The sequence below is a fragment of the Halocatena salina genome (assembly GCF_023115355.1).
In the GTDB taxonomy this organism is placed as follows: Archaea; Halobacteriota; Halobacteria; order Halobacteriales; family Haloarculaceae; genus Halocatena; species Halocatena salina.
In genome coordinates this window covers 194,546-208,550 of the sequence record NZ_CP096019.1, presented here as the reverse complement: position 1 = coordinate 208,550, position 14,005 = coordinate 194,546, and the positions used below count along the sequence as shown (strand labels likewise).

Annotated in this window: 14 protein-coding genes; 9 read left to right on the top strand and 5 right to left on the bottom strand. The window is 58.0% G+C overall.

What is annotated here, in order from left to right; translation table 11 throughout:
- Positions 1-136 precede the first annotated feature (136 nt).
- From MW046_RS01025 to MW046_RS01010, 4 genes are all read left to right on the top strand, one after another.
- Positions 137-1,513, top strand: a complete 1,377-nt coding sequence (locus tag MW046_RS01025) for a signal recognition particle protein Srp54 (RefSeq protein WP_247993718.1) — start codon at positions 137-139, stop codon at positions 1,511-1,513.
- A gap of 112 nt (positions 1,514-1,625) precedes the next feature.
- Positions 1,626-2,771: a DNA-methyltransferase gene (locus MW046_RS01020; protein WP_247993717.1), complete on the top strand. Its 1,146-nt coding sequence runs from the start codon at positions 1,626-1,628 to the stop codon at positions 2,769-2,771.
- 44 nt (positions 2,772-2,815) lie between these two features.
- The gene (locus MW046_RS01015; protein ID WP_247993716.1) at positions 2,816-3,388 is read left to right on the top strand and encodes a magnesium transporter; all 573 of its coding nucleotides are present in this window, start codon (positions 2,816-2,818) and stop codon (positions 3,386-3,388) included.
- On the top strand, positions 3,385-3,939 hold the full coding sequence (locus tag MW046_RS01010; RefSeq protein ID WP_247993715.1) for a magnesium transporter: 555 nt from the start codon (positions 3,385-3,387) through the stop codon (positions 3,937-3,939). The genes MW046_RS01015 and MW046_RS01010 overlap by 4 nt, the downstream gene beginning before the upstream one ends.
- 28 nt (positions 3,940-3,967) lie before the next feature.
- Here MW046_RS01010 and MW046_RS01005 read toward each other — a convergent pair whose 3' ends face one another.
- From MW046_RS01005 to MW046_RS00985, 5 genes are all read right to left on the bottom strand, one after another.
- A complete protein-coding gene (locus MW046_RS01005; protein WP_247993714.1) occupies positions 3,968-4,924 on the bottom strand; it encodes a DUF8108 domain-containing protein in 957 nt (318 codons plus the stop codon).
- Positions 4,925-4,950: 26 nt separating this feature from the next.
- Positions 4,951-5,481, bottom strand: a complete 531-nt coding sequence (locus tag MW046_RS01000) for a DUF2617 family protein (RefSeq protein ID WP_247993713.1) — start codon at positions 5,479-5,481, stop codon at positions 4,951-4,953.
- A gap of 13 nt (positions 5,482-5,494) precedes the next feature.
- Positions 5,495-7,234: a spermidine synthase gene (locus tag MW046_RS00995; RefSeq protein WP_247993712.1), complete on the bottom strand. Its 1,740-nt coding sequence runs from the start codon at positions 7,232-7,234 to the stop codon at positions 5,495-5,497.
- A gap of 46 nt (positions 7,235-7,280) precedes the next feature.
- Positions 7,281-7,940, bottom strand: coding sequence for a hypothetical protein (locus MW046_RS00990; RefSeq protein WP_247993711.1), 660 nt, complete (start codon positions 7,938-7,940; stop codon positions 7,281-7,283).
- An 86-nt stretch (positions 7,941-8,026) separates the two neighbouring features.
- Positions 8,027-8,527, bottom strand: a complete 501-nt coding sequence (locus tag MW046_RS00985) for a DUF6789 family protein (protein ID WP_438268192.1) — start codon at positions 8,525-8,527, stop codon at positions 8,027-8,029.
- Between the two features lie 186 nt (positions 8,528-8,713).
- Here MW046_RS00985 and MW046_RS00980 point away from each other — a divergent pair, with 186 nt between their 5' ends.
- From MW046_RS00980 to MW046_RS00960, 5 genes are all read left to right on the top strand, one after another.
- Complete coding sequence (locus MW046_RS00980; protein ID WP_247993709.1) at positions 8,714-9,055, top strand: hypothetical protein; 342 nt, start codon at positions 8,714-8,716, stop codon at positions 9,053-9,055.
- 35 nt (positions 9,056-9,090) lie between these two features.
- Positions 9,091-9,924, top strand: coding sequence for an MBL fold metallo-hydrolase (locus MW046_RS00975; RefSeq protein WP_247993708.1), 834 nt, complete (start codon positions 9,091-9,093; stop codon positions 9,922-9,924).
- Between the two features lie 95 nt (positions 9,925-10,019).
- The gene (locus MW046_RS00970) at positions 10,020-11,192 is read left to right on the top strand and encodes a hypothetical protein (protein WP_247993707.1); all 1,173 of its coding nucleotides are present in this window, start codon (positions 10,020-10,022) and stop codon (positions 11,190-11,192) included.
- 479 nt (positions 11,193-11,671) lie between these two features.
- Complete coding sequence (locus MW046_RS00965; RefSeq protein WP_247993706.1) at positions 11,672-12,880, top strand: outer membrane protein assembly factor BamB family protein; 1,209 nt, start codon at positions 11,672-11,674, stop codon at positions 12,878-12,880.
- Positions 12,881-12,952: 72 nt separating this feature from the next.
- Positions 12,953-13,840 carry a phosphoribosyltransferase HisG-related protein gene (locus MW046_RS00960; RefSeq protein ID WP_247993705.1) on the top strand — a complete coding sequence of 296 codons (888 nt, stop codon included), beginning with the start codon at positions 12,953-12,955 and terminating at the stop codon, positions 13,838-13,840.
- Positions 13,841-14,005: the final 165 nt, after the last annotated feature.

Sequence of the window (14,005 nt, the reverse complement as noted above, 5' to 3'; positions counted from 1 at the left end):
ACACAACGGTTCTATTCCGTCGATTTCGTGTGATTGTGGGTATGATATCTTAGGTGAAAATAGGCGCTAAGAGACAAACGAGGATCATCCTGAAAGACGAGAAAGCCTTTACTGTCGAATGGGCTAGGATGGAGCAATGGTACTCGACAATCTCGGCAGCTCGCTCCGCGGGACGCTTTCTACGCTTCAAGGTAAGTCCCGGCTGAGCGAGGAGGACGTAGCGGAGGTCGTAAAAGAGATCCAACGTTCGCTGTTGCAGGCCGACGTTGATGTTAGTTTGGTGATGGAACTCTCTGATTCGATCGAGCAGCGTGCACTCGATGAGGATCCCCCAGCAGGGACGAGTGCTCGGGATCACGTGCTCCGGATCGTATACGAGGAGATGGTGTCGCTCATCGGGGAGAGCACTGAGATTCCCCTCGAATCACAAACTGTCCTCCTCGCAGGTCTCCAGGGATCGGGGAAAACGACATCGGCAGCGAAGATGGCGTGGTGGTTCTCGAAGAAAGGACTTCGCCCAGCCGTGATTCAGACCGACACGTTCCGACCCGGGGCGTACGATCAGGCGAAACAGATGTGTGAGCGCGCGGAAGTCGAGTTCTACGGCGATCCCGACGCCGACGATCCCGTCCAAATCGCCCGCGATGGATTGGCAGCGACGGACGACTGTGACGTCCACATCGTGGATACAGCGGGTCGACACGCGCTCGAATCGGAATTGATCGACGAGATCGAAGAGATCGATAGCCTCGTCGATCCCGACATCAGTCTGCTGGTGCTCGATGCGGCGATCGGACAAGGAGCCAGCGATCAAGCCAAGGAGTTCGAGCGGGCCATCGGTATCGATGGGGTCGTCATCACCAAACTCGACGGGACGGCCAAAGGTGGCGGTGCGCTTGCGGCCGTAAACGAGACCGATTCGACGATCGCCTTCCTCGGAACGGGCGAGACGGTGCAGGACGTCGAACGGTTCGAGCCGAGCGGGTTCATCTCCCGGCTGCTGGGCATGGGTGATCTCAAACAGCTCTCCGAGCGCGTCGAGCGCGCAATGGAGGAGACTCAGGCCCAAGAGGAAGACTGGGAGCCTGAAGACCTCATGAAGGGCCAGTTCACCCTCAACGACATGCGAAAACAGATGCAGGCGATGAACCGGATGGGTCCCCTCGATCAGGTGATCGATATGATTCCGGGCTTTGGCGGCAACATCCGCGATCAGCTCCCCGACGACGCGATGGACGTCACACAGGATCGGCTTCGAGATTTCGACGTCATCATGGACTCGATGACCGACGACGAACTCGAACATCCTCGATCGGTCGGTGCAGACCGCGTCAAACGCATCGCACGCGGCTCCGGACAGCCTCCCGAGCGGGTCCGTGAACTGCTCGAACAACACCGGATGATGGAGCAGATGCTCAAACAGTTCCAGGGGATGGGCGACAGCGACATGCAACGAATGATGAAGAAGATGGACAACAAAGGTGGCGGACTCGGTGGGCTCGGTCCGTTCTAACGGAGCCGTGATGATCGCTCGGATCGAAATAACGCTTCGTCGAACCTAATGTCTAATTTCTAATATAGAATAGTAGCGAAGGATATTAGTCTAGAGAAGGGTAGCACAAATCATGAAAACGTCACACTGTGTCCGAATCACGGATGCACGGGAGATGACGCTTGATGATGATTCGGTAGAGCTGGTGGTAACGTCACCACCGTATCCGATGATCGAGATGTGGGATGAACTGTTTTCGGAGCTATCTCCGGGGGTCCGTCAGGCCCTCACAGAGGAAAACGGAACGAGGGCGTTCGAGTTGATGCACGAGGAGCTCGACGCGGTCTGGGAGGAACTCAGCCGCGTCCTCGTCGATGGTGGCATCGCGTGTATCAACGTCGGGGATGCGACCCGAAAAGTCGGCGAGGGATTTCGTGTTTATCAGAATCACGTTCGGATCAGCGAAGCGATGAAAGAGTTGGGCTTCGAGCCGTTGCCGGACGTGCTCTGGCGTAAGCCGGCGAACTCGGGAACGAAGTTCATGGGCAGTGGCATGGTGCCGCCGAACGCGTACGTCACCCTCGAACACGAGTACATCCTCGTGTTCCGGAACGGGTCCCAGAGGCGTCGTTTCGCGGTCGGGTCGGACCAGCGGTATCAGTCGGCGTACTTCTGGGAAGAGCGCAATCAGTGGTTTACCGACGTGTGGACCGACATCAACGGCACGACCCAACTACTCGAACCAGAACGAGAGCAGGCGACGGAAACTGAGACCGATACGGACGACGTTCGGGATCGGTCCGGAGCGTTTCCACTCGCCATCCCATATCGGTTGATCAATATGTATTCCGTATACGGCGACACTGTTCTCGATCCGTTCTGGGGAATCGGAACGACGACCCTCGCCGCGATGATCGCGGGTCGCAACTCGGCCGGCTACGAGATCGAATCCGCGTTCGCTGACATCTTCGAGCGACGGATCACCGATCTCGGTGCGCTGTCGGAGGCGGTCGTCGATGATCGTCTCGATGATCACCGAGCGTTCATCGAGCAACGCCTTACCGAAGAGGACGAGGGCTACGAGGCGACCCACTACGATTTCCACGTGATGACGAAACAGGAAACGGATATTCAGTTTCACTCGGTATCGGACGTGACTCGTTCCTCGATCGACACCGGGACCGAATACGTGGTGACACACGATCCCGTCGTCTCTACGGAGTCCGGCATCATCGACAGTCTCGAACGAGCAAAGATCGATTCGTTATCCGATTTGTGACTCGAATCGACCGTCTTTTTGTGATTAGCGACCCCCGGTAGCATATGGGTGTTCGAGCAGTCGCTATCAGGGCTTACCGAGAGGGATTGGGTGCCCTCAGCGCGAGCACGATCGGAAGTCTTCTCGCTGGAATCGTTCTGAGCGGGCTAAAGGCAGAATTCCGGGTGCTGCCCGGGTTACTCGTGCTCGTGCCTGCGCTGCTTGCCACTCGTGGAAACGTGTACGGTTCGCTCGGTGCTCGCATCGCCACCGCGCTCCATCAAGGGCTTCTCACGCCGTCTCTGTTCTCTCATGCTGAACGACAACGACTCAAATCGGCAGTCGTCGCTGCACTCGCGAGCGGGATACTCACGAGTGCATTCGCTGCCATTGCGGCGTCCGTTTTTCTCTGGGTGCTCTCCGAGCCGGCCGCGTTGCGCGCCCTCCTCGCCGTCGCAGTGCTGGCCGGACTGCTTTCGGGGATCGCGTTGTCAGTCATCGTCATCGCCGTCGTGTTCGTCGGGTACCGACGTGGGTACAATCCGGATACTCTGGTCGGGCCGGCCGTAACGACCACCGGCGACATCTTCGGTGTCTTCTTTCTGTATCTCGCGGTCAAGGTGGTGCTTGCGCTGTGACGACCGACTGGACCGTCCGGGCCATTATGCGCGCGACGCTACCCGTGCTGTTTGTACTGACGCTCATCGAGATCGGGAGTGGACTCGTACTCAACGAGTTCGAAGCGGCGTTGTTGCGGTACCCCACGCTGTTGGTGCTCGTTCCGGTGGTCATCGGAACGGCCGGTAATCTCGGCAGTATACTTGCTTCTCGGCTCTCGACGGCGCTTCATCTCGGGACGTTGTCCTTCGGCATGGATGCGCTGTTGGTTGGCAATGCCCTCGCCACGGTCGTGCTCGCGTTCACTGTGTTTCCGGGCGTTGGCATCGGTGCGTGGACGCTCACGACCCTCCTCGGAACCGCACAGCTTCCCGTCGTAACGGTCCTCCTGGTTGCAGTGGGGAGTGGGGGAGCGTTGGCCGTAATCACGGTGCTCGTTACGGTCGCCGCGACCTACATCGCTTACCGGCTCCAACTGGATCCCGACGACGTGGTGATCCCGGTCGTCACGAACGTCTGTGACGTTCTTGGAGTCATCGTGCTGTTCGTCGTGGTCCAGCTGATCGTCTAGCCGCGATAACTCCGCTCGGAAGCAACTACTACCTGAGGAGGTTCTTTCTCTCGGTTTCGGACAGCTCGGTAGCGACAGTGTTCATCGAGCAGTGTTCACACTCCATTGCCGGGTTCATGCTTTTACCGTACACCCTGACCGGACGGCCGAAGAGAAACCACGCATCGAGCTGGTGGCGTTCGATGATCGCGTCGGCTGCTTCCCCGCAGTTTTGACACCACTGTTCGTCCGTTGCAGGAACCTGATAGGTGACTTTCGACCGTCCGAAGCCAGCGGCATCGAACGCCTCGTCTTTCGTGGTTTCGATGAGATCCTCGACCGGGTACGGATCGTCGATGATCTCGTTGTCAAAGCCCGTGGTGGTCCGGTCGTCGACTGAAAGCCGCTGTCCGACTCGAACGGTGTTCTCGTAACCGAGTATAACAACGTTGATATCAGCGTCACGTCCCGTGACCGTCACCTCGTGGCCGTACCCGACGACGTACACATCGATGTCGGTCGACGTCCGATCGATTTCGACAGTGTGGTGTGCCCCGGTAACGTACACGCCCGTTTCGGGGTCTTCGATGGCATCCGACTGTCGCCATCCCGTCGTGGTGCTGTCATACACCCGTGTATCCGTAGGAACGTCGATTTCCGCGGCCGAATACGTGTTCTCAGCGCCATCGGTCGAAACGGTTCGTGCTGCGTGCACCGGAACGAACACGTCCTCGGCGTCAGTAACGATGAGATCCCCAGCGACCCCACCATTTCGTACGTATCCGTCTTCGAGATCGCCACGAACGGTCGTTTCAGCGTCGATCGCGGAGGGTGCATCTCCCAAGGAAAGATGCGTGAACACGTTTTCCGGATTGCTCGCTATCAGATCGCCATCGACGCCCTCCATCTGGATGAACACGTCGTCGGGATCGCGGATCTCGATCGGTGCGTCCAACGAACCGGTCAGTGTTACGTCGCCGCTGTAGGTCGTCGCGGAATCACTCATACGTACCATTTTGATTTTGATTTACATCAATCTGTTTGGATACGACAATCCGTTGTGAGTGGTGGGTCGATGTCTGACGATTCGATGTCTGTAACCGCTGTGAGGTGTGTTCGAGTGTACAGCGTACAGTCGTACTCGGGGTACGTGTGATACGTCTCATAACCCGTTCTCGTAAGGGTAATCATCGTCCATGCTTCGGAGGCAAACCGATAGGCGATGTCGGCGTGGTCCGTCGTGGGATGATCCGAGAGCGGCCGCGTTTCGAGCGTCGTCGACGCCGACAGCAGGTCGTTCTCGAACGTGAACGACTGATCGACTGGCTCTAACAGCGACACGCTGGCCATTGACTCGGCGTGAAGCGGGCGACACGAACAGAGTTCGTGAAAGCCGAGCTGTCGACTGGCAATGTAGTGTGACGAACCGATGATTGTGAGCGTGGCAGGTTTTCCGAACAACTCGGCCGAAACCGTTCGTTTCACGTCGAATCGGTCGAGCGGCGGCGGTGCCAGCGTGTATGCGAAATACAGCCGTTCGGAAACGATACTGTCGTCTGTCATACGATGTGTACACTCATCTGTCGACGATGATGTCGTAGTTCGGATGGAAAATCGAATTGCTCCGTACGCCAGTATACCGCGGAATCGGCTCCCACTGTACCGTTTCGTAGCGCTCTGTGTACCGACGGCCGTACGCCGTTCGGGTGGGATCGATCGGCTCTCGCGCCGTCGGTGCAAGCAGGGAGAACTGTTCGACGCGTTCGGTTCGGCTGTCGCTGTCGGTGTCCTCCCACGCCGAGTACGGAAGCTGCTGTGTAAAACCCGCCTCGCGGAGGGTGTTGCTGTACGCCTTGTAGTGTTGGGGATGGGTGTTCGGGGAGTAGATCCACGTGCCGACCATCCCGTCGTCTTTGAGATGGGTTCGAAGGAGCTGGTAGAACTCGGTTGAATACAGCTTGAGGAGATCATCGTCCGACGCGCCGGGGATGTCGAGTAGGATGAGATCGTACTGTTGGTTCGTCCGCTGGAGATACGTGTACCCGTCCTCGGCAGTGGTGTTGAGTCTCGAATACGAATACGAATCGTTGTGCCACTTCCTGAAAAACGGCGTTCGTTTGGTGTGCTCCATGAACTGGGCGTCGAGATCCACATGGTCGATGCTGACGTTGTAGTTCCGAAGGTGGTCGATGGCGATCCAATCCCCGCCACCGATCACGAGTACCTCAGTGTCGGGTGTGTGTTCGTACATCGACATCGGTACGTCCACGAGACCATTGTGATAGGAGTCCGCCCAACTCTCACACAGTTGCACGTCCATCCCGAGCCGAAGACACTGCTCAGTCCGACCGGTAAAGTAGGGGTTCGGACTCGACTCCGCCCACGTCCGGCGGTAACGAACGAGGTGCTGGTATTTTGTCGTTTTCTGTTCGATGATCTCGGTCTCCATGGTTCCCGGCGCATATTCGGATTCCATTTTCTGTTCGAGATACAGCTCCGTCACCTGATCATCGAGCCGTTCGTGGTGGGTGAGCGCTCCGGCGTGACCGGCAGTGAGGAGTAAACACACGACCAACAACACCCGGGGTTCGTTGGCAAACGAAAGCGCAGTTCCACCGCCAACCCCCCACCGATCGCTGAACCGAGCGAGAAATACTAGCGCCGTGACCGCGTTGACCAGCGATAGCACCACGATCGTAGTGATGAGCCCCAGTTGGGGGTAGAGAACCCGCGCGTAGACGACCGCACCGGCCAGTCCGCCGATGTAATCCAGTGCGAGTACGATCGATAATCCGCTTCGTGCATCTCCTGATGAGTGAGTGTGCCAGAACGGCTCCAGTCCGCGCCGTCCGAGCGTCGCGACACGTCCGGCTACCCGCCCGGTCCACGAGGCGTCTTCGTCGGTTTGCTGGACCATCCTCGTCAGCAACGGCAGTTCAAATCCCGATAGAACACCCACAGCGATCACTGGAAGCCGCGCGAGTACCCACACGATGGCGGCAGGCACCCACGACGGGATCGTGACACTGTTGAGCGCGACGATGAGCAAGAACCCGGTTGGAGCAACCGCCGCGAGATACACCTCGGTTCGAAAGAAGTTCGCCGGACGGTCGGCCCCGAGATCGTCTGACAGCCCAGCACCCACACCGAGGCTGAAAAAATACAGCCCGACCGTGATAACGTACTGGGTGACTGTCCCCCCATACATCACGGTGAGCAGTTCCGAATAGACGAACTCATACGCAAAGCTACAAAACGATACGACAAACGTCACTGCGAGTAACACGATCCTCCGAGAGTGTAGTGGGCGTTTCATATGTGTCTACGTATCTCCGATCACTGCGGTCCTGACGCGATACCACTCAGATTCGGGGTGACACTTTCCACTCCTTTCCGACAGTGTAAGACTGTCCTACAGAACGGATCTCGAAGTCGATACACTCCCACTGAAAGTCATGGTCGACCCGTTTGCCGACGATGTGCGCTCCCACGCGATACCAGCCCGGTTTCCGGATCGGATGGTCGATTCGGTGGTCCGGAAATCGGTAGGTCCAATCCCAGTCGACCGGTCCGGCACCGGGACGATCTTTCTTGAACACGTCGTCGGAACCGAAATGACGCACCCCGATCTCCTCGATTTGAACCGGATACCGACTCGTTTCGTCGTCGTGGTCCTCATACCAGTCGTCGGCGTACGCGCCACCGTGCCACCACGCCCATCCGTGATTGGTTCTGGGTGCACTCGCGTGTCCACCCCCTGCCCGGCCCGTTGCACCCCGGGCACTGCCGGCGCCGCCACCCTTGGCGGCCGCGACACCAACCGCGATCGACGAACGAGGAGGCGTGTACCGCGAGAGGACCCACGCCTGATTCGCGAGGTCGATACGAATCATCCCGTTTTTGGTCTCAAGCTGCTCGACGACACTGGATTTGCGTGGGGGAGGGGTTTCCTCGGACGAACAGCCAGCGAGAACCGTCAGGGTCGTAGCACTGATAACTGCAAGAAAGCGACGGCGATGCATCCTGTGTTACTTATTCTCACCAAACGACGATAAGTCTTGCTTATTGAGAGAAACAGCACCTCCGATGGGCAACTTCTTACCGGCAGTTACACCAACGTATCAGGTCTATTACCAAGGTAGTCGAACACGGATCCGAGACCGAAGCCGTACAGCCAGTGGGCCACCAACGTGGTGACGAGATACACGTACAGCGCCGTTCCCGTATGCCCGCCGTAAAACGCGAGCACGAACCCCGTCCAGAGAATCGTTCCGAATGGAATCCCTCGCTGGCGGATCGTTTTCCCCGGGAGATACTGCTCAACGGAAGCGAACAGCAACGGCCACGTCGTCATCCCGCCGCCGAGAAAGATGAAGTAGCCGGCTGGAACGGCAGGCGCGATCGTATCGAGACTGGTAAGTTCGGCAAGAACGGCGAAGCTCGACAGGTCGAATCCACCGAGGGCGTTCCCCACGAGCAGAACGACCGTCATGAGCGCTGTCCCTACTAACCCTCCAGCAGCGCCAACGACCCCGTCTCTAATGATCGCAGTAAGCTCTTCGGTCGTCGTGCCGATCTCAGTTATCGACGTCTTTTCGGTGTCAGCCATCGTCGTCGTTCCACCTTCGGAGGTCGTCGTCCGCTCGTTCTCATCGACTACCATACATGCGGTAACACCACCCACAAATAAAAACCTGAATATAATAATAGATACATTAGCTTTGGACGGTAGTCGTCACTGTGATCTAGTAGATCGGCCAGAAGCCTATTTAGGAAGGGGGTCGAGCGTAGAGATATGAGCCAGTACGGCTCCCGGAATCGGACTCGGTCACCGATCACCCGAATCGTTCCGGACCTTCGGATCACTAACTACGATCTGATGGAGCGCGAGGTGAGCGTGGAGATCACCGACGAAGCGGATGAAACGGTCGTAACGGCCGATCGAACCGTCGTTCGTGGCGGCGATCTCACGTGGCGCGGTGTCTTTCAACGACCTGGGACCTACAACGTAACCGTCTCGTTGCACTACGGCGAATCGGTTGCCGCAACGTACTCCGTGCGACCGGGCCGAACAGGAATCGGTTTGGATATCCATCCTGACAGCATCGAGATCTACCGCGTCCCGGCGAGTGAGTGAAGGATATTTTACGATCGGGGTGAAACTGGTCGCGTATGACTCACAGTGACTGGGGTGATTGGTTACTCCGGGAGATCGAGGCGACGGTACCAGAATCGTTGTCAGTGTGGTATTTGGGGTGCAACGGGTTTGTTGTGAAGGCCAACGACGGCACGACGATCTTCATCGATCCGTATCTCGGGACGGGTGATCCGCCGCGGACGGTTCGGATGATTCCGGTCCCGTTCGATCCGACGGACGTACAGGTTGCCGACGCCGTGGTGGCGACCCACGAGCACACCGATCACGTTCACGGCCCGAGCCAAGGTCCGATCCTTAAAGCGACGGATGCTCGCTTCTACGCCCCCGACGACAGTCTGGCTGTCACCGAACGCGAGGGCTGGCAAGAAACGTACGATCTCACTGACGCCGTGTTTGAGCAGGTGTACGAGGGCGATACGGTCGAGATCGGCCCGGTGACCGTTCACGTCGAGCCGGCGAACGACCCCGACGCGACGCACCCGGTGTCGTATCTCATCGAACACGATGGAAAGACGTTCTTCCACGGCGGGGACGCCAGACCGAGCGACGCGTTCGAATCGATCGGATCGACGTACGACATCGATCTCGGTGCGTTGGCGTTCGGAACCATCGGGATGATCCCCGATAAAGAGACCGGCGAGCCGGTTCGCACCCGGTGGTACAACGACGAAAACGAGATCATCGAGGCAGCGGAGCAGCTCCAACTCGATCGGCTCATACCCACCCATTGGGACATGTGGCGCGGACTCACCGCCGATCCAACGACGCTCGAACACCATCGGTACACGATGGCATACCCCCGACGGCTCGAAATCTGTCGGATCGGCGATCGTGTTCAGATTGAGTGAACTTATCCGTCTCTGAGACAGTCGGATAGGTGCTCTATTCGCACGATCGGCAACGGACTAGATTTATGCGCCGTGAGCTGTAGCGTTAGAGTAACATGCGTACAGCAGAGTCAGAGGCTGTCATCGCCGAAGCGGCTGGCGTGACAGTAGAAAAACGCTTCGAACCAGATGAATTTCCGGTGCCGGCTATCGCTTTTACCATCAGCTCGAAGCGTGACGACCCCATCACGCTCCGCATGCACGATACGCTTCCCGATGAAGTAAACTCCGATCACATCGGGCTTCATCCGGAGTACGGCGGTGAATACTGGTCCGTTGAGGAGAACAGCGCCGTCTTCAAACGCCCGTTCGACCCGAACGAGGAGTATGTGACTGTATACGGGCTTCGCCACATCTACGTGGACACTGCCGATCAGTTTCTCGTCGAGCCGGAGATCGAGATCCTCGATCCCGCGACAGACATCCTTGGAGAGAACAGTGGACAACACGTCCGAGAGGTCATCGCGGGCGAGAGCGACGACGTTCGGAGTCCCGATCCGAGGGCAGGAGCTGGTGGCAACACTCGTGGCGGTACGAGCGTCCGTCCTGGTGGCCGATCCGGGGAACAGCCCCAATCGGGCGCGCCTGCTATGGACTCCGTCGCGGACGCGTTGGCCGAGGAAATCAGAAACGGTACGGTCGACGATCAGACGCTGGAAACGCTGCAAGAGAGCCTCACGATCGAACCCCAACGGCCCGACCGTTCCCAACGCCAACGAGGCGGGGGAGCGAAAAGCGACAGCAGCATGGACGCCCGTATCCGTCGCCTACAAGCCGATGTCGGCGATCTCCGCGCTTACACCGATGCTCTCGAAGGATTTCTCGATGAGAACGGGGAAGCACAAGTTATCCTCTCCGATTTCAGGCAGGAATTAGACGATCTCAGCCCCCGTGTCAGCTCACTCGAAACCCAAACCAACGAGATGTCCGAGGAGCTGTCGAACACCATCGATGATTTCTCTGGGGAGATCGGTGCCCTTTCTTCCGATGTGGATTCTCTCACGACCGAAATCGATTCGCTCAATGACTACATCGATTCTCTGTCTGATGATCTCAGCACGTTCGAATCGGATCTCGAATCGGTCTCCTCTGACGTTTCTCGGTTGCAATCGCGGGTTAGACGACTCGATAACAGCACCGCGACCGAAGAAGATCTTGAACAGATCCAGGCAGAACTCGACAGCCTTGCGACGTTCCGCCAACGGATGCAGTCGGTGTTCGATGGGTGACGTGGACCGACTGAACACGCCGGTTCCGCTCTGATTATAGATCGGTCTAGAACTGAACGCGTTCGAGAGACGTATCTTCGTGGGTGCTGGTATCTTCCCCCAGAGGAGCGTACGCCATGAAACGATAGCCGAGAGCGTTCTCCGCGACCGATGAGCGATATACAACGACCAGCAACAGTGACTGTTCCGGACCGAGATGAATCCGACATATTGAATGTTTCCTCACTCATTGATGGCTTTGTGCACGGGATCTTGACAGTTACTTCGGTGTTCGTTCCGACGCATACCGGAACCGAACACATACGCCGGCCGTGCCAGCCGATACAAACCGATCAGACACCTCGAAGTCCAGATGGGAGGACCGGTGTCGGGGCATCACTACGTTCCGTGCTCTGGGTGCTACCCGTCGGAGAGAATCGGATGGATGGCTCGTGTTTACCGGCACAGAAAGGTCTCGCGCTACAGCATGAGAATCAGTGATGTCTACTATCGACCAACTCTCTCGCCGCCATATTCTGACAACGATGGGAAGTTGCCTCGGAGGCGTGCTTGCTGGGTGTGTGGGTGCTTCCAGTCCGACCCACGATCCGAACGCTTCCAAAGAGAGCGGTAGCTGGCCTACTGTGGGTCACGATCCAGCGAACACGAGACACGCCTCACGGGGAACAGTGAATTCGCAGCCGACGAAGGCCTGGCAGTTCCAGACCGGTTTGCCGACTGACCAACCCGTCGTTGCGGAGGGACAGGTGTACATTCCCGATAGTACCGGGCTTCACGTTCTCGACGCGGTGACAGGATCACAGCAATGGACGCACACCACTGACGCGAACACGACCCAGCTGTATACGGCACCGACGGTTCGGAATGGCGTCGTCTATCTCGGAGTGACGAAGGGTGCAGAAAGCGTCGTGGCGTTGGATGCAACCAGTGGTGAACGACTGTGGACGTTTGAAGGCCAACAGACTGGTGCCGTCTCGGGCACACCGACGCTCAACGACGCCGGTGATGCGCTGTACGTCGGAACGGACACAGAACAGGTGTACGCGCTCGATCCTGCTACAGGTGAACAACGCTGGCAACAGACGGTGCTCGGATCGGTCACGACGAGTTTAGCAGTCGACTCACCGCTCGTCGTTGTCACTACCCGCTCGGGCGAGGTGTACGCGTTCGAGGAAAACGGCACCACTCTGTGGCGGCAGCGACTCCAAGCGGGCAGCGAGACTCCACCAGTGATCTCGGATCGGACGGTGTTCGCCGGAGGGACGAACAACAACGTCTACAGTCTCGATCCGATTACAGGCAATTATCGGTGGACCAGCTACGTCAACACACTGTATCAACACGGATTTGCCGTGCGGAATTCGTCGGTGTATGCTGTCTCTGGCCGTAATATCGTCGTTCTCGGCGGGGACGAAGGCGACAAAGGGGTGACGATCGATCTCGGCGAGTTCATCAGGTGTGCACCGATTCTTCTCGACGATACGTTGTACGTCGGCGGTCGACGTCTGTTCGCGCTCGATCCATCGGGCGGTATCGGAATCGCCCCGATCCGGTTCGGTGCGACGCGCTGGTCAATGGATTTGGGTCAGCACGTCGGTCCAGGTGTCGCTGCGACGACTGAACGGCTGTTCGTCCCCGTGAAACACGGCGATGGCACGCACGAACTGGTCGCCCTCCACGAGACATGAGACAACACGGTCGGTCCGACAGTGCCGTCCGAGACCGGTCGGGTTTTACTGCTCGATGGGTTCGGTTCGGTAATGACGACCATTCGGGTAGCCGTCCCCCGGAAGGGGAGACCGTTGTACGCCGTTCTCGAACGATTGGCGGAGCAAAGCGGGACGACGGCGTTGGCCGACCAGATCATTTCTACTCTCAGACACGAAAAGTCCATCACCAAAAGAGAGAACGATCCGACTCAGTCGGTGTACGAACGGCTCGCGGAGTACAGCGATCCCACTGACGCGACCGCCCCGGAGTATACGCTGTTTCGAGACGCTCGTTCGGGACTTCCCCGCCGGATCGTGTTCGATTCCGTAACGTTTCCCGTCGGAGACGACGAGATCCAACTCATCGGGCGGGAGGAGCCGTTTCGAGCGCTGCGGAAACACGAGTTCGCGCTCGGATTCGACAGTGCCGATCTCGTACTCGAGGAAGTCGTTACACTCCGCTCCGACCCGCTTACCGACATGGATGCGGTGAACGACCGCATCAATCCACATGACACCGACGTGCGTGTCGTCAACGGACTCGGTGACACTGTCTATCATACGCTGCTCGGGGATCCGACCGTCGTCGGTGACGATCCGACACGAGCGTTCGTCGAATCCTACTCCGGCCCGCTGTGTATCTCTCCCCGGTATGAACGTCTCGTCGAGGCCGTACTCGGAACCACCACCGTCGAAACCGTCGAGTTCTGCTATCCGGACGACGGTATCGAAGAGGAAGCCGCGATCGCCGATGCCGGTCTCGGTGTGTATCTTACTGTCTCCGGATCAACGGCACGGGAGCACGGTCTCGTCCTCGGTGAACGTCTTTTCCCGAGCGAAACCGTACTACTGGAGAATCGAACGGAGTTAACCGCCCAACACGAACGAACGAAAGGGTTGTTTGAAACGATCGAAACGGTCGTTTCACCGTCTCTGTGACTCGCTTTCCCGAACGTGGGAGCACCGCGGCGCTTGATCTGTTGGCTCATTGGCGGCTCAGAAACTTGATTGGCAGGACGGACATAGACCCACGTGCTGACTATGATACAGGACCGCTTTCTTTCGATCGGAACGCTCCTTTCGATGACCTGTACGATGGGCAGA